General features: G+C 63.3%; 23 protein-coding genes and 1 riboswitch. Of the genes, 11 read left to right on the forward strand and 12 right to left on the reverse strand.

What is annotated here, in order from left to right; all coding sequences use genetic code 11:
* Window positions 1-5: 5 nt before the first annotated feature.
* Genes pnuC through ACQ4MM_RS06795 form a run of 3 tightly spaced genes read left to right on the forward strand, consistent with a single transcriptional unit; the run spans window position 6 to window position 1,841 of the window.
* Entirely contained in the window at window positions 6-620 is a 615-nt protein-coding gene (gene pnuC / locus ACQ4MM_RS06785; protein ID WP_431476677.1) for a nicotinamide riboside transporter PnuC, read from the forward strand.
* Window positions 617-1,132 carry an AAA family ATPase gene (locus tag ACQ4MM_RS06790; protein WP_431476678.1) on the forward strand — a complete coding sequence of 172 codons (516 nt, stop codon included), beginning with the start codon at window positions 617-619 and terminating at the stop codon, window positions 1,130-1,132. The genes pnuC and ACQ4MM_RS06790 overlap by 4 nt, the downstream gene beginning before the upstream one ends.
* Window positions 1,133-1,136: 4 nt before the next feature.
* Window positions 1,137-1,841 carry a hypothetical protein gene (locus ACQ4MM_RS06795; protein ID WP_431476679.1) on the forward strand — a complete coding sequence of 235 codons (705 nt, stop codon included), beginning with the start codon at window positions 1,137-1,139 and terminating at the stop codon, window positions 1,839-1,841.
* On the opposite strand, the gene ACQ4MM_RS06800 is transcribed toward ACQ4MM_RS06795, so the two are convergent.
* Together ACQ4MM_RS06800 and ACQ4MM_RS06805 are read right to left on the reverse strand one after the other, a co-directional pair.
* Entirely contained in the window at window positions 1,838-3,931 is a 2,094-nt protein-coding gene (locus ACQ4MM_RS06800; protein WP_431476680.1) for a TonB-dependent siderophore receptor, read from the reverse strand. The genes ACQ4MM_RS06795 and ACQ4MM_RS06800 overlap by 4 nt on opposite strands.
* A 72-nt stretch (window positions 3,932-4,003) precedes the next feature.
* Window positions 4,004-4,102: riboswitch (TPP riboswitch) on the reverse strand.
* A gap of 7 nt (window positions 4,103-4,109) precedes the next feature.
* Window positions 4,110-5,273, reverse strand: a complete 1,164-nt coding sequence (locus tag ACQ4MM_RS06805; protein ID WP_431476681.1) for an iron-containing alcohol dehydrogenase — start codon at window positions 5,271-5,273, stop codon at window positions 4,110-4,112.
* A 125-nt stretch (window positions 5,274-5,398) separates the two neighbouring features.
* Here ACQ4MM_RS06805 and ACQ4MM_RS06810 point away from each other — a divergent pair, with 125 nt between their 5' ends.
* The 3 genes from ACQ4MM_RS06810 to ACQ4MM_RS06820 are packed head-to-tail and all read left to right on the forward strand — an operon-like array spanning window position 5,399 to window position 6,617.
* Window positions 5,399-5,698, forward strand: coding sequence for a ferritin (locus ACQ4MM_RS06810; protein ID WP_431476682.1), 300 nt, complete (start codon window positions 5,399-5,401; stop codon window positions 5,696-5,698).
* 36 nt (window positions 5,699-5,734) lie between these two features.
* Window positions 5,735-6,193 carry an immunity 26/phosphotriesterase HocA family protein gene (locus ACQ4MM_RS06815; RefSeq protein ID WP_431476683.1) on the forward strand — a complete coding sequence of 153 codons (459 nt, stop codon included), beginning with the start codon at window positions 5,735-5,737 and terminating at the stop codon, window positions 6,191-6,193.
* 10 nt (window positions 6,194-6,203) lie between these two features.
* The gene (locus tag ACQ4MM_RS06820) at window positions 6,204-6,617 is read left to right on the forward strand and encodes a GFA family protein (protein WP_431476684.1); all 414 of its coding nucleotides are present in this window, start codon (window positions 6,204-6,206) and stop codon (window positions 6,615-6,617) included.
* A 67-nt stretch (window positions 6,618-6,684) separates the two neighbouring features.
* Here ACQ4MM_RS06820 and ACQ4MM_RS06825 read toward each other — a convergent pair whose 3' ends face one another.
* Complete coding sequence (locus ACQ4MM_RS06825; protein WP_431476685.1) at window positions 6,685-7,236, reverse strand: hypothetical protein; 552 nt, start codon at window positions 7,234-7,236, stop codon at window positions 6,685-6,687.
* A 21-nt stretch (window positions 7,237-7,257) separates the two neighbouring features.
* Window positions 7,258-8,517 carry an RNA polymerase sigma factor gene (locus ACQ4MM_RS06830; RefSeq protein ID WP_431476686.1) on the reverse strand — a complete coding sequence of 420 codons (1,260 nt, stop codon included), beginning with the start codon at window positions 8,515-8,517 and terminating at the stop codon, window positions 7,258-7,260.
* 71 nt (window positions 8,518-8,588) lie between these two features.
* On the opposite strand from ACQ4MM_RS06830, the gene ACQ4MM_RS06835 reads away from it, so the two are divergent.
* On the forward strand, window positions 8,589-9,581 hold the full coding sequence (locus tag ACQ4MM_RS06835) for a LacI family DNA-binding transcriptional regulator (protein WP_431476687.1): 993 nt from the start codon (window positions 8,589-8,591) through the stop codon (window positions 9,579-9,581).
* Here ACQ4MM_RS06835 and ACQ4MM_RS06840 read toward each other — a convergent pair.
* The 6 genes from ACQ4MM_RS06840 to ompR all read right to left on the reverse strand — a co-directional run bounded on the left by ACQ4MM_RS06840 (window position 9,578) and on the right by ompR (window position 14,541).
* Entirely contained in the window at window positions 9,578-10,270 is a 693-nt protein-coding gene (locus ACQ4MM_RS06840; protein ID WP_431476688.1) for a YciI family protein, read from the reverse strand. The genes ACQ4MM_RS06835 and ACQ4MM_RS06840 overlap by 4 nt on opposite strands.
* 11 nt (window positions 10,271-10,281) lie before the next feature.
* On the reverse strand, window positions 10,282-10,707 hold the full coding sequence (locus ACQ4MM_RS06845) for a YciI family protein (protein ID WP_055935840.1): 426 nt from the start codon (window positions 10,705-10,707) through the stop codon (window positions 10,282-10,284).
* Between the two features lie 12 nt (window positions 10,708-10,719).
* Window positions 10,720-11,199: a VOC family protein gene (locus ACQ4MM_RS06850; RefSeq protein ID WP_431476689.1), complete on the reverse strand. Its 480-nt coding sequence runs from the start codon at window positions 11,197-11,199 to the stop codon at window positions 10,720-10,722.
* Window positions 11,200-11,289: 90 nt separating this feature from the next.
* Window positions 11,290-12,258, reverse strand: a complete 969-nt coding sequence (locus ACQ4MM_RS06855; RefSeq protein WP_431476690.1) for a cysteine synthase A — start codon at window positions 12,256-12,258, stop codon at window positions 11,290-11,292.
* Window positions 12,259-12,416: 158 nt separating this feature from the next.
* Window positions 12,417-13,763 carry an ATP-binding protein gene (locus ACQ4MM_RS06860; RefSeq protein WP_431476691.1) on the reverse strand — a complete coding sequence of 449 codons (1,347 nt, stop codon included), beginning with the start codon at window positions 13,761-13,763 and terminating at the stop codon, window positions 12,417-12,419.
* Between the two features lie 13 nt (window positions 13,764-13,776).
* Window positions 13,777-14,541: an osmolarity response regulator transcription factor OmpR gene (gene ompR / locus ACQ4MM_RS06865; protein ID WP_055935850.1), complete on the reverse strand. Its 765-nt coding sequence runs from the start codon at window positions 14,539-14,541 to the stop codon at window positions 13,777-13,779.
* Window positions 14,542-14,726: 185 nt separating this feature from the next.
* Between ompR and ACQ4MM_RS06870 the strand changes: the two genes are divergently transcribed.
* The 3 genes from ACQ4MM_RS06870 to ACQ4MM_RS06880 all read left to right on the forward strand — a co-directional run bounded on the left by ACQ4MM_RS06870 (window position 14,727) and on the right by ACQ4MM_RS06880 (window position 19,020).
* Window positions 14,727-15,080: a hypothetical protein gene (locus ACQ4MM_RS06870; RefSeq protein WP_431476692.1), complete on the forward strand. Its 354-nt coding sequence runs from the start codon at window positions 14,727-14,729 to the stop codon at window positions 15,078-15,080.
* A gap of 139 nt (window positions 15,081-15,219) precedes the next feature.
* Window positions 15,220-17,109 carry a flagellar assembly protein A gene (locus ACQ4MM_RS06875; RefSeq protein WP_431476693.1) on the forward strand — a complete coding sequence of 630 codons (1,890 nt, stop codon included), beginning with the start codon at window positions 15,220-15,222 and terminating at the stop codon, window positions 17,107-17,109.
* Between the two features lie 45 nt (window positions 17,110-17,154).
* Window positions 17,155-19,020: a flagellar assembly protein A gene (locus ACQ4MM_RS06880; RefSeq protein ID WP_431476694.1), complete on the forward strand. Its 1,866-nt coding sequence runs from the start codon at window positions 17,155-17,157 to the stop codon at window positions 19,018-19,020.
* On the opposite strand, the gene ACQ4MM_RS06885 is transcribed toward ACQ4MM_RS06880, so the two are convergent.
* Complete coding sequence (locus tag ACQ4MM_RS06885; RefSeq protein ID WP_431476695.1) at window positions 19,017-20,042, reverse strand: HDOD domain-containing protein; 1,026 nt, start codon at window positions 20,040-20,042, stop codon at window positions 19,017-19,019. The two genes, ACQ4MM_RS06880 and ACQ4MM_RS06885, sit on opposite strands and share 4 nt — an antisense overlap.
* A gap of 127 nt (window positions 20,043-20,169) precedes the next feature.
* Here ACQ4MM_RS06885 and ACQ4MM_RS06890 point away from each other — a divergent pair, with 127 nt between their 5' ends.
* Window positions 20,170-20,640: a chemotaxis protein CheW gene (locus tag ACQ4MM_RS06890; RefSeq protein WP_431476696.1), complete on the forward strand. Its 471-nt coding sequence runs from the start codon at window positions 20,170-20,172 to the stop codon at window positions 20,638-20,640.
* On the opposite strand, the gene ACQ4MM_RS06895 is transcribed toward ACQ4MM_RS06890, so the two are convergent.
* Entirely contained in the window at window positions 20,610-22,577 is a 1,968-nt protein-coding gene (locus tag ACQ4MM_RS06895; protein ID WP_431476697.1) for an ATP-binding cassette domain-containing protein, read from the reverse strand. The two genes, ACQ4MM_RS06890 and ACQ4MM_RS06895, sit on opposite strands and share 31 nt — an antisense overlap.
* Between the last annotated feature and the right edge of the window lie 46 nt (window positions 22,578-22,623).

A 22,623-nucleotide genomic window follows, 5' to 3' on the forward strand; every position in this document is an offset into this window, starting at 1 on the left:
ACTAAATGAACGAAACCATCTCCCTGTTCGGCCTTGCCGCCACTACTCCGCTGGAGCTGGTGTCGTTCGTGCTGGCCGTGCTGACCGTGTGGCTGAATATCCGCCAGAACCACTGGGCCTGGCTGTTCGCGATCCTGTCGTCTGCAACTTACGGCGTGGTGTTCTTCGGCGCCAAGCTGTATGGCGACATGGCGCTGCAGGGCGTGTTCATGGCGGTTTCGTTCTGGGGCTGGTACCAATGGCTGCATGGGAATCACGGCAAGGAGCTGGCCGTGTCGACGCTCAATGCGCGCGGCCGCGTATGGTCAGGCGTGGCCTGGCTGGCGGGCTTCGGTGTCCTGGCCTGGTTCCTGCGCCGCTTCACCGACACCGACGTGCCCAATGCAGACGCCTTCCTGACTGCCGGCAGCCTGGTGGGGCAAGCCCTCCTGTCGCGCAAGAAGATCGAAAACTGGCACGTCTGGATCATTGTCGACGTGCTTTATGTCGGCCTGTATGTCCACAAAGGCCTGATGCTGACGGCCGTCCTGTATGGCATGTTCGTCGCCATGGCGATTGCCGGCCTGCTGGCCTGGCACGGCAGCAGCGACGAGCCGGAAGAAGCAGTCGTCTGGAAATGAAGCAGCCTTACCGCGTCGCCATCATCGGCGCCGCATCCTCCGGCAAGACCACCCTGGCGCAAGCGCTGGCGCAGCGCTACGGCGCCGTATGGGTGCCGGAATACCTGCGCGAGTTCTGCGACACGCGCCAGAGCGTACCCGTATCGACCGACCAGTTCCACATCGCCACTACCCAGGTGGCGCGGGAAGACGCACTAGCCGCGCAAGGGGGCCGCTTCCTGTTTTGCGATACCACCCCGTTGATGACGGCGGTCTATAGCATCCACTACTTCGGCGGCATCGACCAGCAGCTCGAAAGCCTCGCATCGTCGCGCCAATACGACATTACTCTGGTCTGCAAGCCTGAATTTGCATGGATACCTGACGGCCTTCATCACGAAGAGCAGGATGTCAGCGGTATTATTGATGCGATCCTGCTCGGCGAACTGGCCCGGCGCGGCGTACCTTACACGCGCATCGCGGGCGAGCTCGAAGAGCGACTGAAGCAAGTGGCCGAACTCCTGGGAGATTGAAGCGATGAAAAAACTGCTCGCGTTGGCCGCCATGCTCCCCATGGCGGCGTTTGGCGAGACGGGTTATTACATGGTCACCACCTATAACGTGGAAGGCCAGGCTTCAATCGACTACAAGTACTGGAACGCGCACTACAAAAACTCACGCAACACCGCCAGCCCGGAAATCGGTATCGGCTACGGCGTGACTTCGCGCTGGTACACCGAACTCACCACGCAATGGTTCCAGCGCGATGGCCGCCAAACGCGCAACACCGGCATCGAATGGCAGAACGACTTCCTCCTGACGCAGGGACAATACGACGTGGACCTGGCGCTGCACACCCTGGTGGAGCGCTCGCGGCGCCGTGAAGATGGCTATGCCGTCGAAATCGGCCCGGTGCTGCAGGCGCAGATCTGGCGCACGCAGTTGAACTTCAACCTGTTCTTCCAGCGCGAAATGGACAACGGCGAGCGCAACGAAACCGAGCTGGCCTACCAATGGCAGGTCAAGCAACGCTGGAAGCACTGGTTCTCGCCTGGCCTGCAGGGCTTTGGTGAAGTAGGGAAGTGGAATGACTGGCTGCCGTCGAAGAAACAATCGCACCGGGCCGGCCCGGCATTTTTCGGTGAAGCGGGCCACTTCAAATACGAAGCAGCCTACCTGTTCGGCAAAAACTCAGGGCGCGCAGCAAACTCTTTCTCGATGCGCGCCCAGTACATCTTTTAGAAGTCCACCTGCGCCGAGAGCTGGAAGGTGCGTGGCGAGCCTGGGAACAGGTAGCCGCCCAGTTCCGGCGTCACATCGCGCCAATAGAACTTGTCGAAGGCATTCTTCACCTGCGCGCGCAGGATCACGGCCGAACCGCCCACGCGGGTTGCGTAAGAGCCGCCCAGGTTCACCACGTGGTACGACGGCACCATGGTCTTGTTCTCTTTGTCGAATGCCTTTTTGCCGGCGAACTGCCAGTTTGCATTCAGCTTCAGGCCTGGCACTTCGGTCACAGCGTAATCAGCCCACACGGTCGACTTGAAGTTCGGCACGTTGGTCACGCGCTTGCCGTCCACGTCCGCCAGGCCGGTGCCTTCCTGCTCGGTGTGGATTGCAGCCATCGATGCGCCCAGCAGCAGCTCGCGCGTCACCTTGCCTTGCGCGCTGAACTCCAGCCCGCGGTGGCGTTCCTGGCCATTGCGCACGAAGGTGTTGGAGGTCAGGTCCGTGAACTCGAGGCCCTGGTCGATCTGGTACAGCGCGGTCGACAGGGTGATGCCGTTGATTTCAGCCTTGGCGCCCAGTTCCACCTGCTTTGATTTGCCCGGCGCCAGCGCACGTGCCTGGTTGGTGGTGCCCATCGGCGCCACGCTGCCGTACTGCAGGCCCTGTGCGTAGTTCGCGTAGTAGGACAGTTTGGTGGTGGGGGTGAAGACCAGCGCCACATTCGGCAGCCAGAAATTCTCGCGCACCGGCGCGGCCTGGCCCAGTTCATTGCGGCGCAGGGAGGCATAGCGCACGCCCGTATGCAGCGCCAGTTGATCGGTCAGGCCGATGATGTCCTGCACGAAGGCCGAGCGTTCATGGTCGTTGCGGCGTTCGGAAACCGGTCCTACTTGTTTGTCCGTCATCGCTACCGCGACCGGGCGATAGATGTTGCTCACGCCAGCGTATTCATACACGTAGTCGCCCCAGCTCTCACGGTTGCTGAAGAAGGACAGGCCGGCAGCCAGTTCATGGCGAATCGAACCGGTCGCAAAGCGGCCATTCAGCAGCGCCTTGGCGGACAACGGCTTCTTCTCTTCGCCCAGGCTGCGGTAGTCGTACACATCGTAGTCGCCATTGGCGCAGTAGCCCGGCCACAGCGACTCGCTGGAGCAGCCGTAAGGGAAGGCGGTATAGTCATCGCGCTTGAAGCGGTGCTGGTTGGCGCTCAAAGTTGCTTTCCATTCCGGCGAAAGCTGGTACTGGAAGTTCACGCCGATATTGCTCGATTCGGTTTCCACCGGCTTGGCCCACGGTTGGTCGTTCAGGAAGGTGGCAGCATCGACCACCGGCAGGCTGGTGCCGCCAATCAGCTGGAAGCCAGGCGCCGACTTCTGCGATTTCTTCTGGTAGTCGGCGTCGATCTGCAGCAGCGCCTGTGGGCTGATGCGGAAGTCGAACGCGCCGGACACGAAGCTGCGGTGGCCGTCAGCGCCCTTGATGATGGAACGCATGCGTTCACCCGCAGCGTTGAAGCGGTAGCCGAAGCGGCGGTCTTCGAAGCGGCCGCCCAGGTCCACGGTACCCAGTACGGAGCCGCGCTCGCTCACTTCAAACAGCACCGAACGCAGGTTGTTGTCGGTCGGACGCTTGGTCACGTAATTGACCACGCCGCCCGGCGCCGCAACGCCAGCCTGCAAGCCGGCCAGGCCGCGCAGCACTTCGATGCTTTCCTTGTTTTCCAGCGGGATCTGGGTATCGCCGGAAATCGCATGGCCATCCTTGCGGTAGGAGTTGGCATTGTTCAGCTTGAAGCCGCGGATCGAAAACTGTTCGGCATAGCCGACCGCGTTGTAGGCGTCGCCGATGCTGGCGTCGTACTTGGCAGCGTCGGTGGTGCTGCGGATGTTCAGTTCTTGAATCTGTTCGCGGGTCAGCACGCTGACGGACGCAGGGGTCTGCAGCAAAGGCTGTTCGCTGAAACCGGCCACGGAAGCACGTTCGGCCGCAATGCGGTTGGCGGAGACGACCACTTCGGTCATTTTCTGGTCCTGCGCGTAGGCGGCAGGGGCGAAGGTGGAGGCGACGGCCAGTGCGGCCAGGGTGAGGCGGTATTGAGTCATTTTTGTGCTCTTGCTGTACGTTGCGCCAGCGGGAGAGCACGAGAGGTGAGAGCAGGGCCCGGAACCGCGGGCCTTCAACCATCTACGCTTTCCTTCGCTGGCATTATCCAGATCAGGTTCGGAGGGTATTTCTCACCCCGCGCATATGCGCGAGGACCCCTAGCGAGGCGGTATTGTACTACAGGCTCAGTTGCAGCGCCTTGCGCACGTCGGCCGGCGTGATATCGCGGCGTTCGCCAAGGCCGCTCACCCCGGCCGCTTCCATGGCTGCGACAACCGCGTCGATCGCTTCCGATCCCAGGCCGTAGCCCGACAAGCGGGTTGGTACGCCCATCTGCTCGAAGAAGGCGCGCGTGTTGCCGATCGCCGCATCGATGCGTTCATCGTCGGTGCCTTTGCCTTCGTGCAGGCCCCATACGCGTTCGGCGTACTGCAGCAGCTTGCCGCGTTTTGCTTCACGGCGAATCTGCAGGATGCCCGGCAGCGCAATCGCCAGCGTCTGCGCATGGTCCAGGCCAAACAGCGCGGTCAGCTCGTGGCCGATGCCGTGGGTGGCCCAGTCCTGCGGCACGCCGACGCCGATCAGGCCATTTAGCGCCATGGTGGCAGTCCACATGATGTTGGCGCGCACTTCCACGTCTTCCGGACGCGCCAGCACTTGCGGGCCCAGCTCAAGCAGGGTTTGCAGCAAGCCCTCGGCAAAGCGGTCCTGCACCGGCGCGTTGGCAGGGTAGGTCAGGTACTGCTCGGTGGTGTGGACGAAGGCATCGACCACGCCGTTGCCGACCTGGCGCAGCGGCAGCGTCAGCGTCTTGGCCGGGTCCAGCACCGAGAAACGCGGGTAAACGTGGGGGCTCATGAAAGCGCGCTTTTCCTGCGTCGCGGCGCGGCTGATCACACTGGCGCTGTTCATTTCGGAACCGGTCGCCGGCAGCGTCAGTACGGCGCCAAAGGGCAGGGCAGCCTTCACCACCTTGCCGCCGATTTTCAGGATGTCCCAGGCGTCGCCGTCGTATGCCGCCGCGGCGGCAACAAATTTTGTACCGTCGACAACAGAGCCGCCGCCCACCGCCAGCAGGAAGTCGATGTTTTCGCGGTGGATCAGCTCGACTGCCTTCATCAGCGTTTCGTAGCGCGGATTCGGTTCGATCCCGGCAAACTCCAGCACGCTGTGCTCGGCCAGTGCCGCACGCACTTCGTCATAGGTGCCGTTGGCTTTGATACTGCCGCCGCCATACAGCATCAGCACTTTTGCATTGGAAGGAATATGTTTTGCCAAGGAGGCAATTTGGCCCGTACCGAAAATGACGCGGGTTGGATTGTGGAATTCGAAATTTTGCATAGTGCCGCGGATTATCGCGCAAATCTGGCCCATCCGTGCGACAGCCCGCCTGGCGCCTTGCTACACTTGAGAAATCCGCGCCGCAGGCTGACAATGCGTGTACCCGCATGCCTTAGGAGAGTGAGATGACACAGGAACACGTGGTCGAGCCGCGCGACTACCTCAATGCCCAGGTGCTGGACATGCACCGGGCGCTAACGTCGTTGAGCGAGAAGATCGAGATGCTGGATACGTATAACCAGCGTATCGAAACGTGCACCGATCCCGAGCTGAAGCTGGTCATGGCCAGCCATCGTGATGCGACGCGCAAGCAGATCGCGATGCTGCTGGAATGGGTGCGCCGGCGCGACCCGAAAATGGACAAGGAAATGAAGGACGCGCTGTTCAAGGCGGGACCGATCGCCGCGCAATACCACTACGAGTAATGTCCTGGTATCGCGCTGCAAACAGAAAGGAAGTCGATGAAGTTGCAGCCGTACCGGGAGGGCAGCTGGTTTGCCATCCCGCTTAGAAATGGCGGCTTTGCCACCGGATTGGTGGCCCGCCTGTCACCGCAAGGAAAGGTCATGCTGGCCTATCTGTTCGGGCCGACCCACTGGACGCTGCCGACCCTGGCCGACGTGCAGCCGCTGACCGCGAACGTGGCGCTGAAAGTGATCCGCACCGGCGACATTGCGGTGGCCAACGGGCGCTGGCCCGTGATCGGCAACACCATCGGCTTCCAGCGCAGCGACTGGCCGGTGCCGATGTTCATCCGCCGTGCCGACGCCTTGAAGCGCGCCTGGCAAGCCACTTACGGCGACGACCCGGCCAAGCCGGAACGCGAAGTGTCCGTGCCATACGACACGGAGGGGTTGGAGAGCGATTCGCTGTTTGGCTATGGCTCGGCGGAACTGCTCATGACCAAATTGCTGGAATAGGGAGATCCCTATGTACACGGGCGGCTGTTTTTGCGGCGCGGTGCAGTATGAAGCGGATGCGCCGGCGTTGGTGAGTACCTGGTGCCATTGCTCGATGTGCCGCCGCCTGTCCGGCGCGCCCAGCGTAGCCTGGTTCAGCGTCCTGCGCTCCCAGTTTCGCTATGTGCGCGGCAAACCCGCCATCTTTCACTCCAGCCCCGGCGTGACGCGCGAATTCTGCGGCGCATGCGGCACCCACCTCAGCTTTGCCGACGACAGCTCACCCGGTGAAATGGACGTCACCACCGCCAGCCTGGACGACCCGGAAGCCCTGCCGCCGCAAGACCACACCTTCGCCGACAACCGGCTGCACTGGGAGAAAATTTGCGACGACCTCCCGCGCTACCGCCGCACGCGCCGCGACGGCGCCCTCGAACGCGCCTAGCGTTGCGTAATCCGCGGTGCAGCCGCTAATGACGTACCAGGGGAAGGTGTCATTCGGGAAGCCTGGCCTATTTCGGGAAGCGATCCATATCAATAAGCTCGAAGTCGCCCATTTTCTGAAAAGTCGGAGCGAATGTTTCCCATAACTCCTTCGTCGTGCCTGCTATAGAGACGACTGCGATGTCCATGCCGTCGCTTCCCCAGAAAAGTGAGTAGAGGATGTGATGTGGGCCTTCCACGGTTTCCAGGCAGACGCGGTTGAACAGCCCTTGATCTTGCTCTGCGCAAGTGTGAATCACCTGGGCGCTCTTCTTCTTTGCCGCGACAAAATCAAGGATGAATTCCTTGGCGGTCTTGCCCGTGCCTTTCTTGACTCCCACAAAAGTTTGGACCCGGACCCCAGTCGTGTACGGACGATTTCCGGTAATGTCTTCGCGCGAGAGCGTCCACATATACATCGAGCCGCGATGGCCTTCAGAATAGAACCAGGACTTCGGCCGGAGCATCTTGCCACCGGTAGGTTCAAGACTCTGCATGACGAACTCGGTCGGCGGCGGCTCGGCAAACGCTGGCGTGCCAACCATAAGAATGATGAGTGCGAATAGTGTCTTCAGGTGCATGGGTTTAGTCCAGCCTACTTGTTAGCTGCAGGCGGCAGCTCGCGTGTGCAATAGCTGGCGCTCCTGCTCATTCTGCGTCAGCGCGGCGGCGCGTTCGAATTCGAAACGTGCTTCGGGCAGGCGGTTCAACTTGAACAGGAAGTCGCCGCGCACACTTGGCAGCAGGTGGTACTGCTTGAGCGCGGGTTCATCGAGCAGTTGGTCGACCAGCTCCAGGCCCACGGCGGGGCCATAAGCCATCGACAGTGCGACGGCGCGATTCAGCTCCACCACTGGCGACGGAGCGCGCGTCGCCAGCGCGAGATAGAGGTCAGCGATCTGCTGCCAGTCGGTGTCTTCAGGCCGGCGCGCGCGGGCGTGGCAGGAAGCGATGGCCGCCTGCAGCAAATAGGGCCCAGGCACGCGGTCCAGGGCCTGCGCGCGCTGCAAGGCCGCCAGCCCTCGCCGGATCAGCAACTGGTCCCAACGCGTGCGGTCCTGCTCGAGCAGCAGCACCGGCTTGCCCTCCGCATCGGTGCGGGCCCGTGAACGTGATGACTGGATTTCCATCAGCGCCACCAGGCCATGCACCTCCGGCTCACCCGGCACCAGTTCGGCCAGGATGCGGCCGAGGCGCAGGGCTTCATTGCACAGGGCCGGGCGCATCAGGTCAGCACCCGCGCTGGCCGAATAGCCCTCGTTGTAGACCAGGTAGATCACTTGCAGCACGGCGGCCAGGCGCTCTTCCAGCTCCGCGCCGCGCGGCACTTCGAACGGTACCTTGGCATCGCCCAGCGTGCGTTTGGCGCGCACGATGCGCTGTGCCACGGTCGCTTCAGAGGCCAGGAAGGCGCGCGCGATTTCGTCTGTCGTCAGGCCACCCAGCAGGCGCAGGGTCAGCGCCACGCGCGCCTCCATGGTCAGCACTGGGTGGCAGGAAATGAAGATCAGGCGCAGCAGGTCGTCACCGATATTGTCGTCGAGTTCGCGCTCCAGGTCAGGCGCGGCATCCTGCAGCAAGCCTTCGATCTCGTAAGTCAGCTCCGGCTCTTTTTCGTGCACCAGCTTTTGGTGGCGCAGGTAGTCGAGCGCCTTGTTCTTCGCCGCCTGCATCAGCCACGCGGCGGGCCGGTCGGGCGTACCGTTTTCCGGCCAGGTTTCGAGCGCGCTGACCAATGCGTCCTGCGCCATTTCTTCCGCCAGCGCGACGTCGCGCAGCATGCGTGTCAGGACCGCAATGATCTTCGCTTCTTCAATGCGCCAGACAGCGTCGATGGCGCGGTGGATGCTGTTGTCGTTCATGCAGCTACTTTACCATCAAGGCCGTGGCCGCGTGATAAACTCGGCAACTTTTCCAATTTAGAACCGGGGCGATGAAGAAGAACGTAGCGACAATCCGTGATGTAGCCGCCGCCGCCGGCGTTTCCACCGCCACGGTTTCCAAGTTCGTCAACGGCGCGCAGCGCTTCTCGCCTGCGGTCGAGGCTCGTCTCACCAGCATCATTGGGGAGCTGGGCTACCGCTCCAACCCGATGGCGCAGTCGATGATCACCGGCCGTACCAAAGCGATTGGCCTGTCGGTGCTCGACATCACCAATCCTCACTACGCCAGCGTGGTGAAAGGTGCCAACCGGGTGGCCCAGGCCCACGGCTACACCTTGCTGCTGGTCGACACCGAAGAAACGCCGGAACGCGAACGGCAGCTGCTGGAAGCCCTGAGCCGGCGCGTGGACGGCATGATCGTCTATTCCCGCACGCCCGAAGAGGAATTGGGTTGGCTGCTGGCGCTGGACCGCCCTTCGGTATTTTTTGGCCGGCCCGACGCCATCGATCTGCCTTCCGTTGCAAGCGACGACCAGTTGGGCGCCTTCATGGTCACGCGTCACCTGCTGGCGCAAGGGCACAAGCGGGTCGGCTATATGGGCTTTGCCAATTCGCGCCGCAATCCCGAGCGCATGGCTGGCGTACGGGAGGCTCTCGCGGCGCAAGGCCTGGAGCTGACTGCATTCGAAGCCGAAGCGCCCACCTCGGACGCGGGCGAGAAGCTGTGCTCCGCGATCATGCTGGGCCGCCAGCCGCTCGACGCGCTGGTCTGCTTTAACGACCTGCTGGCGCTGGGTTTCATGAAAGCCGCGCAAACCTTGGGTTTCCGCGTGCCGAACGATATATCCGTGGTCGGCTTCGACAATATCCAGTTCGGGAATTTTGCCTCGCCAGCGCTCACCAGCGTTGACCTGAATAGCGAGCAAATGGGCTCCGCGGCAATGGAGAAACTCCTGGCCTCGATTGAAGGCCAGGAGGTCGAGCCGCTCACCGTAATCAACGCGCAGCTGGTGCTGCGCGCCTCCACCGCAATACGGCCTTAAGTCGCGATCTTGCGCAGTTCCACTTCCATATCGCCCGGATTAGGGTAGGGGTAGGACTTGACCCAGGCGATGACGTCATCGCGCGAAGCCGCATCCACCGCCCAATAACCGGCGATCAGTTCCTTCACCTCGGCGAAAGGACCGTCGGTGATGAAGGGCTTGCCGCCGCTGAACTTGACGCGCGCACCGCGGGCGGTGGACTTCAAGCCTTCTCCCGACAGCGCAATGCCAGCCGCGATACCGGCATTGTTGGCGCGGTTCATGATGTCGATCACAACGGCCGGTGGCTCGACATCCTGCTCCGCCACAGGATCGGAACGCAGCAGGATGGCCCAGGCAGCGTGCTTGGGCGCCTCGCCGGTGTCGAAGCCGACGCAGCCGCCGGGGCAACCGGCTTCGCGCACCTCGACCACGGCACTACCTTCGGCATCGGCCGATGGCCAGCGCGCAGCGACTTCGCTGGCGGCGCGGCGGTCTTCGGCCTCGATGAAGGTGAAGCCGGCCACGCTCACATCGTCGAACGGGCCTTCTTCGTACAGCCATTGGCCGTCGCGGCGCCGCATGCGCAAGCCGCCGTCGGCACTGGAACGCAGCCATTTGGCACCCGGTACGGCCTGTACCAGTTCAGCGGACGGGAAGTTGTCCTTTTCCGACGTGGCGTCGGCCTTCCGAATTACCATGTACTGCATCACTGCCTCCTTTAGACTGGCGCTGCGATCTTGCTGGCGATGCGCGCTTCCTGTTCACGCAGTTCCGGCGTGAATTCGGCGCCGAAATCCTCGGCCTCGAAAACTTGGCGGATTTCGATATCTGAGTCGCTTTCCATCGGATTGGGGCAGCGCTTGACCCATTCGATGGCTTCAGCCAGCGACTTTACCTGAATCAGCCAGAAGCCGGCAATCAGCTCCTTGGTTTCCTGGAACGGACCGTCGACGACGGTGCGCTTGCTGCCGGAAAAGTGCACGCGGGCGCCGCGCGAACTCGGGTGCAAGCCTTCGCCTGCCAGCAGCACGCCGGCATTCACCAGTTCCTCGTTGAACTTGCCCATCGCTTCGAGCAGTTCGGTCTTGGGCATCTTGCCGGCTTCGGAATCCGGAGTGGCTTTTACGATGAGCATGAATCGCATGTTGTCGTCTCCTCAGGCTTTGCACTCAGGCGAATTGGCCATCATTTCCTTCATTCCTTCCTGCATCTGTTCGGGAGTCAGGTCGCGCTTATGGGTGGCGATCGACCAGCTATGGCCGAATGGGTCGACCAGCACGCCGTAACGGTCGCCCCAGAACATGTCTTCCGGTGGCATTTTGGCGGTGCCGCCGGCGTCGATGGCGCGCTTGTAGGCGGCGTCGACGTCTTCCACGTAAATGTGCAGGGTGACTGGCGTGCCCTTATAGTGTTTCGGGCCGAAGCAGCCGGCGTCAGGGAAATCGTCGACCAGCATGATGTGCGAATCGCCGATGCTGATCTGGGCGTGCATGATCTTGCCGCCCGGTCCCGGCATGCGGGCATTCTCTACCGCGTTGAAAGCCTTCTTGTAGAAATCGATGGCGGCAGCTGCGCCTTCACACACCAGGTGCGGGGTTACAGTGTGCATGCCTTCTGGAATCGCTTTGACAGTCATGGTCGTTCTCCATTCATGGTTGAGGAAAGAGGACACTTTTTGCGGCCTCCATATTCCCACGACGAACGGCGATGCGCCAGATCGACACGATTACAAAAGATTTTTTTGAGCCAGCCATTGCGGGTTGAACAGGCGCGCCGCGTAAGTGGCGCCGCGGTCGCACAGCAGGGTGACGATGGTGTGGCCGGGGCCCATCTGTTTTGCAAGCTCAACCGCGGCAGCGACATTGATGCCGCTGGAGCCGCCCACGTACAGGCCTTCTTCGCGCAGCAGGCGGTAGACCATGTCCACGCAAGCCTTGTCGTCGATGCGGAGGGCGTCGTCGATCGGCGTGCCTTGCAGGTTGGCGGTGACGCGGCTGTTGCCGATGCCTTCCGAGATTGAACTGCCTTCGCTCTTCAGTTCACCATGCTTGATCCAGTGGTAGAGGGCGCTGCCGTAGGGATCGGTCAGAACTATTTTGACATCCGGCTTTTGCTCTTTCAGGTAGCGGGCCACGCCGGCCAAGGTGCCGCCGGTGCCGGTGGCGCAGGTAAAGGCGTCGATGCGGCCTTGCGTGTCGTGCCAGATTTCGGGGCCGGTGTGTTCGTAGTGGGCCTGGCGGTTGGCGAGGTTGTCGAACTGCTGGGCCCAGATGGCGTTGGGCAACTCTTGCGCCAGGCGGCCGGCGACTTTCTGGTAATTGTTGTCGTCGGCGTAGGGGACGGCTTTGACCGGACGTACTTCAGCGCCCAGCGTGCGCAGGGTGGCGAATTTTTCTTCGGACTGGGTTTCGGGGATGACGATCACGCATTTGTAGCCGCGCGCGGCGCACAGATGGGCCAGGCCGATGCCGGTGTTGCCGGCCGTGCCTTCGACCACGGTGCCACCGGGTTTCAGGCGGCCTGAGCGTTCGGCGTCAAGGATGATGGCGAGCGCGGCACGGTCTTTGACGGAGCCGCCGGGGTTCATGAACTCAGCCTTGGCCAAGATCTCGCAGCCGGTCTCGGCCGAGAGGCGGGCGAGACGGATCAGGGGCGTGTGGCCGATGGTGTCGGCGAAGCCTTGGCGGATGGTCATGGCTTCAATGTAGTCTAAAACCGGTAAGTCTGGGTCTGACGGCTTGGGGTGGGTTCGAGGCTGTTGACTTTCGACGAAGACCAAAGGCGTACCACCAAAACCACCAGCGGTCGAGCAGACGGGGTCTGACCCTTGGGTCAGACCCCGGTTTACCGGTTCTAAAGCGCGCGCAGCGAAATAGTGAACTTCAGCCCGCCACCCTCACGATTGGAAACCTCCAGCTCCGCCTCATGCCGCGACAGCACCCGATCCACAATCGCCAGCCCCAGCCCGGCCCCGTTGGCCTGCCCGCGCGCCGTATCCAGGCGCGTAAACGGCTTCAACAGCTGTGCAATCTGCCCCTCCGGCACACCCACGCCATGGTCCTGCACCTCGATCACCACCCGCTTGGCCGTATGCATGCCCCGTACAGTGCACTTGATGTCGATCTCGGTCACCTCCGAATCCGGCGTCTTGCCATAGCGCCGCGCATTCTCGACCAGGTTGGCAATCACGCGTTTGAGGTCGGTCGCATTCCCCAGCACTTGCGCCTGTTCTGGCAGCTCAGCCGTAACCTTCATATCCGCATGCCGCCCCGCCTCGTGCGCGCAATCGGCCAGCAGTGCCGCCATGTCCACGTTGATGAAGCTGGAGGCCTCGGTCGGCTTGGCGTAATCGAGGAACTGCGCAATGATCGCGTCCATCTGCGCAATATCGGACTGCATGCCTTCGCGCGCCTCCTGCGACAAGTTGGCCATTTCCACTTCGAGCTGCATGCGCGCCAATGGCGTGCGCAAGTCGTGCGAAATGCCGGCCAGGATCACCGCGCGGTCCGATTCGACTTGCCGCAAGTCATCTACCATCTGGTTGAAGCTGCGGTTGGCCTGGCGCACTTCCTGTGGACCGGCTTCCGGCAGCGGGTCTGGTTGGCGGCCCTGGGCGATCTCGCGCGCTGCAGCAGTCAGGCGCTTCAGCGGCAGGTTGATCAGGCTGGAAATCAATGCGGCGCCAAGCAGCGAGACCAGCGCCACCACACCTGCCCAGCCCAGCCACTCGACCGGGCCCGGCAGGCGTTCGCGCTCCAGCATCAGCCAGTATCGGTCGTCGGCAATCTTGAAGCTGACCCAGTAGCCGGGCACGCCGTTTACCTCCGAGGAAAAACGGGTATCGGCGCCCAGCTTGGCGCGCACCAGGGACTGGATATCGGCCATCAGCCCCGAGCTTGGCGGTGGCGCCACCTCGTCGTCATCCTCCATGGTGAATACGCGGATGCCCTCGTTCGACACCAGTTCGAACAGCAGCTCGCGCCGCAAGTCGGTGGCCGAGTGGGTCAGGGCGGCGCGGGTGATGGTCACCACCGACACCACCTGGGCCGCAGTCTGCTGCGCCAGCGGTTCGCGCTGGACGTAGTTGACCATGCCGAACCAGGCCGACATGGAGAGCGTGGTCAGCACGCTCAGCAAGAGGAAAGTGCGCCAGAACAGGCCGCTGGTCAGCGACGCCGGGCGCGGCAGGCGGAATTTCATCGACAGCCCAAAATCAGCGTGGCTGGCCTTCAGGGATGAAGACGTAGCCCAGGCCCCACACGGTCTGGATGTACAGCGGACTGGACGGGTCAGGCTCGATCAGCTTGCGCAGGCGGGAAATCTGCACGTCCAGGCTGCGGTCGAACACCTCGTACTCGCGGCCGCGTGCCAGTTCCATCAGCTTCTCGCGCGACAGCGGCTGGCGCGCATGGCGCGCAAACACTTTCAGCACCGAGAATTCGCCGGTGGTCAACGGCACGGTTTCGCCATTTTTCTTCAGCGTGCGCGTGCCCAGGTCCAGCACGAACTGGCCGAATTCGAACGTTTGCGGGTGCTCGGAAGGCGCGCCCGGGATTTCGTCGGGCTGCTTGCGGCGCAGCACGGCGCCGATACGGGCCACCAGCTCGCGCGGGTTGAACGGTTTCGGCAGGTAATCGTCGGCGCCCATTTCCAGGCCCACGATGCGGTCCACGTCCTCGCCCTTGGCGGTCAGCATGATGATCGGGGTCTGGTCGCCGGCGCCGCGCAGGCGGCGGCAGATCGACAGGCCGTCTTCGCCGGGCAGCATCAGGTCCAGCACCAGCAGGTCGTAGCGCTCGCGCAGCCACAGCTTGTTCATGGCGGTGGCGTTTTCAGCGGTGACGACGTTGAAGCCTTGCTCGGTCAGGTAGCGGCGCAGCAGGTCGCGCAGGCGGACGTCATCGTCCACCACCATGATCTTGGCCTGGTGGCCTTGCTGGCCGCCGGTCGCGGCTGGAGGGGTAGTGGTGGTATTCATAGGGAGGTTTGATCTTGTTGAATTGTCAGATGCATGTCGCTATGGTAACGTCATATTGATGGCCGGTGCCATACCGGTGAAAACTCATTACAAATTCTTACAAACTTTACCCGGTCGCTCTTACTATAGGAAGTTGGAGCGCATACACTGCGGGCATGGATACGGCAAGTACGACGAGGACTGCGATGAAACTTGGTGCGAAAACAGGATTGGGCAAAGCGGCTTTGGCGCTGTGCGCCGGCCTGTGTTGCGCCATGATGGCCAGCGCGCAAGCGCAGTCCGACCAGCGCAACCGTCAGCAAGAACGCCGTGAAGCGCCGCGCGACTTCCGCGACAATCGCATGAACGATGCCCGTGAAGCGCGCTATCCACGCCAGTATGAAGGGCGCATGGACGATGCGCCGCGCATGATGGACGACCGGGACAATGCAGATGCACGCCGCATGGGGGGGCGCATGACCCCCGATGAGCGGCGCGACCTGCGGCGCCAGATCAATGAAGCGGGCCAGCAAGTGTACTCCCTGCCGCGCAAGCGGTGACGTTTGTGACGTTTACGTAACGCCAGGAAAACTTTCAGCCCTAAAAACCTCCGGAATTTGATGTTTTGCGTGTAATATTGATTGCCCGCAAGACAACGCGCCCCGGCGCGCCCATGATCAGGGCACTGGAGGAAGAGCTTTGTCCCAAATTGCACAACAGGAGAACGCCGGCAGCCTGCCGGCCGGCGTAGCCCAGCGGCCCGATGGAGTCTATCTGGACGTGCGCCTGCTCGCGCCTGAATTGAGCGCAGCGGTCGACGCACTGTTCCGCAGCGGCTATGTGCTGCGCGGCCTGGACTACCCGGTGCTGGCGCGTGTCCTGTATGGCGTGGGACCGGAGCTGGCGCCCAATCCCGAGCTGCTGGTGCGCGTGGGCGAGCGGCTGGAGCCGTTCCCCACCGGGCGCAAGTCCTTGTACCGCAACGTCAAGATCCGCGACGGCGAGGCGGAATACTTCTTTGAACCGATCTACCTGCCGGCCGAGGAGCTGCCGGACGGCACCTTGCTGCCGGAGCGCCTGGCCCAGCTCGACTTCGACGAATTCGTCGCCGATATGTGGCTGAAGAATGTGCGCTTCGGCATCCAGGTGGCGGCCGTGCGCGCCGCCCTGGCTGCGCCGAAGGGCGAACGCGTGGCCGCAGCGCTCGACCTGGAGCCGACGCCGGCCCAGGATGCGCGCGTGGTGGAAGTGGCGTCCGAGCTGCACCGCAGCGATGCGCCGCGCCAGCGCGCCGACGGCACGGTCGACCTGACCAGCTTCCAGAACCGCTTCCCGCAGATCAAGCAAGGCATGCGCCTGCTGCAAAAACTGCCTGGCGTGCCGGGTGAACCGGGCCGCAATATCGCCGGCCAGCCGCTGGTGGCGCTGGCGCCGAACGATGTGGACCTTGGCCGCCTGGCAGGCGAGGGCACGATCATCGCGCGCGAGCCGGACGGCGAATTCCTGGTGGCGGCACGCGAGGGCTTCCTGAATGTGGACCCGAAAAGCGGCCAGGTGGCGCTGAGCGACAAGATCATCAGCCGCGAAGGCGTCTCCGGCCGCACCACCGGCAACCTGGAGCTGATGGGCGCTTTCGAGGAATTTGGCGACGTGCAGGAACTGCGCGACGTGAACGGCAGCGACATCACCGTGCACGGCGACGTGTTTGGCAACATCAATTCCAGCGGCGGCACCATTGTCCTCGGGCGCAACCTGGTGGGCGGCCGCGCCATCAACGCCAAGGGCGATATCCGCATCGAGGGCGTCGCTTCCGGCGCCACCATCCAGACCGCCAGCGGCACGGTCACCATTACCGGCCGTGCCGAAAGCTGCGTGATCAGCGCGCCCAAGGTGGTGATTGCGGAAGCGTCCAACTGCGAGATCTTTGCCGACGAAGTGAGTATGGAGCTGGCCATCGGCTGCGCCGTCGCCGGCCGCAGCGTGCTGGTGGAAAGCGCCGGTCCGCGCAAGAGCAGTGAAATGTTCGTCTACGTGGTGGTGAAGGACGTCGCCGGCCACGACGCCGAGCTGGAAACGCTGCAGAAACAGGTCGCCGTCCACGAAGTGGAGATTGCCGCCTGGCGCGCCGAACATGACCGCCTGAATGCCCTGGCCGAAGTGCGCAGCTACCTGACGCTGGCCGAAAAACTGCGCAAAGGCGAGATCCACCTGACGCCGGCCCAGGTGCCGCACCTGAAGAAAGTGGCGGGGGCCGTGGCGCCGCATATCAAGGCGATCGGCCAGCTGCTGCAGTCGATCAAGGTGGGGGAAGAAGCGATCGCCGGCGCCCGTGCCCGGCGCGACGAGCTGGAAGCGCTGAAGCGCGATGCCGCCTCCCGTTCTTCGGTGCGGATCAGCATGGTCGACGGCGAAGTGCTGGTGCGTACCTTGCCGTTGGGCGAAGCGGTGGCAGCCAACTTCATGGGGCAGCCCAAGGATTACAAAGCCATGCTGCGCGGCCCGAGGCTGGACAGCCTGCCCATTTTCGCCGGCTCCAGCGGCGGCGTTAACTGGCATGGCGCGGCCCTGGCCGAGGCGAGCGTAGCGTAGTGGGCCGATAGCCGTACAATGGCGCAACAAGACTACCCGGGAGACATGGTGCCTGCAGATGCTGCCACGGCCGCCGCGGCGGCTGGCGATCTGCCATCGTCGCTGGTCCAGCGCGCCGATGGCGTCTATTTCAAGGCGGAAGCCCCTGCGGCTTTGCTGCAGGCGGCGGCCAACCAGGTATTCCTGTCCGGCGCCTGCTTCCGCGGACTTGACTACGGCATTTTCATTCGCGCCCTGTATGGCGCCGGCCCCGGGCTACCGGAAGGCATGGAGCGGCAGCCCCTGTGGCGCTTTGCCGACGACATCGTGCCATTCCCGGTCGGGCGGCGCGATTTGTACAAGGCGGTGCGCATCGTCGGCGGCGAGGCCGAATACTATTTCGAACCCGTATTTATCGAGACCGAAGGCGAGGCGCCGCTGCCGGCATATCTCGACTTCGGGGAATTCGTGGCCGACATGTGGACCAAGGGCATCCGTTTCGGCATCGATGCGCCGGTGGTGCGCGAGGCCATCGCCAGCGGCAAGGTGGCGCGCCTGATCGTGGCGCGCAAGCTGCCGCCGGTGCCTGGGCGCGATGCCGCCATCGTGGAAGTATCGGAAAGCATCCACCGCTCCAATGCCCCGCGCCTGCTGGCCAATGGCCGCTTTGACCTGCACAGCTTCCAGAACCGCTTCCCGCAGGTGAAAGCCCAGGTACGGCTGCTGCGTCGCGAGCCGCCGCAGGCCGGCACGCGCGGCTTCGAGCTGTCCGGCATCGTGCTGGAACCGCCGCCGGCGCGCGACCTGGAGCTGACCACGGTGGCCGGCGAGGGCACCCTGGTGGAGCACCATGACGGCGTCGATTACCTGGTGTCCTCGCGCGAAGGCTTCATCAACGTCGACAGCAAGAGCAAGCGCATTTCCATCGGGCCCAAGATTGTCAGCCGCGAAGGCGTCTCCGCACGCACCACCGGCAACCTCAAGCTCGATGGCGATTACGAGGAGTTCGGCGAGGTCCAGGAGCAGCGTACGGTGGAAGGGGGCAATATCACCGTGCATGCCGACGTCTTCGGCAATATCGTTTCGCGCGGCGGCACCATTGCGCTGCAAAAGAATTTAATGGGCGGCAGCGCGACCAATGCGGACGGCAATATCCGCGTGGCCGGCGTTGCCTCCGGCGCACTGCTGCAGTCGAAGACGGGCGAAGTGGTCCTGGGCAAGGCGCAGAACTGCGTGATCACCGGTTCCCGCGTCATCATCACCGAGGCTTACAACTGCGAGATCATGGCCGACGAGGTGCTGATCAAGCTGTCCGCCGGCTGCGCCATCGCGGCGCGCCGCATCGAGATCGACAGCGCCGGCCCGCGCAAGCAAGCCGAAATGCAGCTGCACGTGATGGTGCCCGATACCAGCAAATATGACGACAAGCTGGCCGAATGCGCCGCCCGCGCTGAACGGCACGAGCAGCAGGCGCAGCGCTGCAAGACGCAGATGGACGCCATCACCGCCGACCAGGAAGTACGCAACTACCTGCAGCTGGCCAGCAAGGTGCGCAAGCAGGAAGTCACGCTGAACCAGGAGCAGCTGGCCCTGTTCCAGAAAATGGCGCTGAAAGTCGGCCCTTCCCTGAAGATGGTGGCGCGCCTGCAGGTGGCGATGAAGGAAGCCCAGGCAGCCCAGCAGAAGGAGCAGGAACTGGGCGCGCATGTCTACCAGCAGAAGCTGATGGTGGTCGGCGGCGCACGCTGCACGGTACGCCAGGTGGCAGGCGACATGGTGGTGCGCAAGCTGGTCTTCAATCCCGACCTGGGACCGGCCTACCTGCTGCCGCCGAAAGAAGTCAAGCTGCGCGTGCGAGCCCCTCTGGGCGCACAACAGCCGCTGTTCGTCGGCAGCGGCGGCCAGTTCGACTGGAGCGGCAGCGCAGCTTAAATTGCAGCGTAGCAGGGCATGGCGCCCAGCGGCAGGTCGTGGAACAGGTTGTGATCGGTATCGTTGATTTCGCCATTGACCTGCAACATCCGGATCTTGGACAGGTAATCGCCCACCGCCAGCACGCGTGCCATCGGCGTTCGCGCTTCGCCCTTGCGCATGGTTTCCTGCTCGCGGATCGCCTGCGTGATCGAGGGCGGGAAGTTCCACGCCTCCGAGATGCCGGCGGCAATCGCAAGCGACTCGTGCGCCAGGCGGGCACGGAAGGTGGCCGAACCGAGCTCGCCGGGCTTGGCGCCGGCCCCGTCCATTACACGCAAGGCCGTCAGCAAGCCCGAATTCAGCACCAGCCCCGCCAGGAAAGCCTCAAACGGATCGACGCCGAATTCCGGCGCCAGCATGCGGCAGGCCACCGCGCTTTTCTCGGACTGCTCCCAGATGCGCGGCGCGAGCAGCTTGGTGTAATGGCCCGAATTGAGGTCGATGATGGGGCGGAAGGCGACCGTGGTGATCAATTGCCGCAAGCCTTCCTGCCCCACCACGATCACGGCGTGTTCGACGCTGTTGATGGTGGTGACTTCGCCGCTGTTCTGGATGGCGGCATTGGCCAGGCGCAGCACGGAGCCCACCAGCACCAGGTCGTTGGAAATCTTGCGCGCGATCTCGGCGCCGGCAAAATTTTCGCTGCGCAGGCTTTGCAGCAGTTGCGGGATCACGCCTGGCATGCGGCGCAGCATGTCGGCGGCATTGTGGCCCGCTTGCGCGGCCAGGATCAATTCGTGCAGCACGCGGCCTTCGGGCGCCGTGGTATCGAGCGATTCGTTCTCGCGCAAGCCGAACAGCCAGCGCTGGAAGTTGGAGTTGACCAGGTCTTTCTGTTCGAAATCGGGGCCGCCCTCGAGCGCGGGCGACAGAATGGGGATCGGCGCCGGCGTGGGCGCTGGCCGTGCCGGCACGGCGGGGGCGGCCGACTGCGGCCGGCTTTCAGGTTTGGCGAGCAATCGCTTCAGCCATTGGAACATGGATGCTTTCCCAGCAATTGTTATGAAAGCATTGTAGCCCAGGCCGCAATCTTTGAGGATGGTCAAACTGCTTGCTGTTGCGTAACGGTACGATGGAACAGCGTAACACCGGAATCAGAGGAGCAATATGGAAGCCGACCTGCGACAGTACCTGACGTTCCGCCTGGGCGGCCTTGAATACGCGCTGGACTACCGCCGCGTGCAGGAGTTGCGCCCATTGAGCGCGCTCGAACGCATCGCGTCGGGCGGGGAAATCGTCGAAGGCGTGGCATTGTCGCGCGGTGTCATCATGCCGATCGTCGACATGCGCGTGGCATTCGGTCCGCGCCCGCCGCTGCACGATCCGCGCACGGACGTGATCATCCTGCAGCTTTCGACCTGTGTGATGGGGATGGTGACCGACGGTGTCACCGACCTGGTGTCATTGCCGGTTAGCGCCGTCCACCCCCTGCCGCATACGGGCGAGGAGGTGGATTACCTGTTGGGGATGGGCCAGCTCGGGGAACGCCGGCTGATCATGCTCGATATCGACCGCCTGATGGCGGTACGCGGCATGCCTCGCCCGCGTCAGGCGGCCAGCGCTTCGAGCTGCTCCTGAAGCTCGAGCCACTCGCCTTCGAGCTGCTCCAGTTCCTTGCTGCATTCGACCTGGTCGGCCAGCAGGGTTTTCAGTTTCGGCTTGTTTTCCGCTTCATAGATGGCCGGATCTGCGAGGGCAGCGTCGATTTTGGCTTTCTGCTCGCTGCGCTGGGCCATGGCGGTTTCCACCTTCTTCAGGCGGTTCTCCAACGGCTTGCGCTGGGCCGACAGGCGCTGGCGCTGCTCGGCTTCCAAGCGCTTTTGTTCCTTGCGGTCGGAGGCCGAAAGCGGCGTTTCTTCCACTGCGCCGGTGGACGGGGCGGCATTGGCGGCGGCCGGTGCCGCAGCGGCAGGCTTGGCCATCTTGGTTTGCAGCAGCCAGTCCTTGTATTCATCAAGGTCGCCGTCGAATTCGCGCAGGCGGCCGCTTTCGACGATGATGAATTGTTCGGTGGTGGCGCGCAGCAGGTGGCGGTCGTGGGAAACCACCAGCAGCGTGCCTTCGAACTGGGCCAGCGCATCGGTCAGCGCTTCGCGGGTTTCCAGGTCAAGGTGGTTGGTCGGTTCGTCCAGCAGCAGCAGGTTAGGGCGCTGCCACACGATCAGGGCCAGTGCCAGGCGCGCCTTTTCGCCGCCGGAGAACGGCGCGATCTTGCTGGTCACCATATCGCCAGGGAAGTTGAAGCTGCCCAGGAAGTTGCGCAGCTCCTGTTCGCGCACGGTCGGCGCCATTTTCTGCAAGTGCCACAGCGGCGATTCGTCGTGGCGCAGCATTTCTACCTGGTGCTGGGCGAAGTAGCCGATCACCAGGCCTTTGCCGGTGGTGGCGGTGCCTGTCAGCGGGTCGATGTCGCCGGCGATGGTCTTGATCAGGGTCGATTTGCCGGCGCCGTTCACGCCCAGCAGGCCAATACGCTGGCCTTGTACCAGCGAGAAGGTCACGCCGCGCACGATGGTCTTGTCGCCTTGCTCGGTGTGGTAGCCGCAGTTCACGTCTTCCATTACCAGCAGCGGGTTCGGCGCGCTGACCGGGTCGCGGAACTCGAAGCTGAATTCGGCAGCGGCGCGCAGCGGCGCCAGTTCTTCCATCCTGGCCAGTTGCTTCATGCGGCTTTGCGCCTGGCGGGCTTTGGTGGCCTTGGCCTTGAAGCGGTCGATGAAGGACTGCAGGTGGGAGCGGGCGCGCTGCTGCTTCTCGATGGCTGAAGCTTGCAGCACCAGTTGCGCGGCGCGCTGGCGCTCGAAGCCGGAGTAGTTGCCCGAGTAACGTTTCAGCTTGCGCTCGTCGATATGGACGATCACGTTCACGATCTCATCGAGGAAATCGCGGTCGTGGGAAATGATGATCAGGGTGCCGGGATAGCGCTTCAGCCAGTCTTCCAGCCAGATGATCGCGTCCAGGTCCAGGTGGTTGGTCGGTTCGTCAAGCAGCAGCAGGTCGGAAGGGCACATCAGCGCCTGCGCCAGGTTCAGGCGCATGCGCCAGCCGCCGGAGAAACTGGCTACCGGTTGCTGCATCTGTTCCAGCGAGAAGCCCAGGCCGAGCAGCAGCTGTTCGGCGCGCGACTGCACGGTGTAGGCGTCGGCATCGGCCAGTTCGGCGTGAACGTGGGCGATGTCGATGCCGTGCTCCTGCGAATCCGGCAAGGTTTCCAGGCGCGCCAGTTCGACCTGCAGTTGGCGCAGGTGGGCGTCGCCGTCAATGGCGTAGTCGATGGCGGTGCGCGGCAAGGCAGGAGTTTCCTGCGCCACGTAGGCCATGCGCCAGCTCTTGGGGAAATCAATGTCGCCCACGTCCGGGTGCAGCTCGTTGCGCAGCATTGCGAACAGGCTGGATTTGCCGGCGCCATTGGCGCCGATCAGGCCGATCTTGTCGCCCGGATTGAGGGTCAGGTCGGCGGATTCCAGCAGCGGCTTCAGGCCGCGCATAAGGCTGACGTTGATGAAGCGGATCATTTTTTTGGTCGTTTCTTTAAAACCGGCAAGACGGTGTCTGACCCGC

It is taken from the genome of Massilia eburnea (assembly GCF_050709955.1).
Taxonomy (GTDB): Bacteria; Pseudomonadota; Gammaproteobacteria; order Burkholderiales; family Burkholderiaceae_D; genus Rugamonas; species Rugamonas eburnea_A.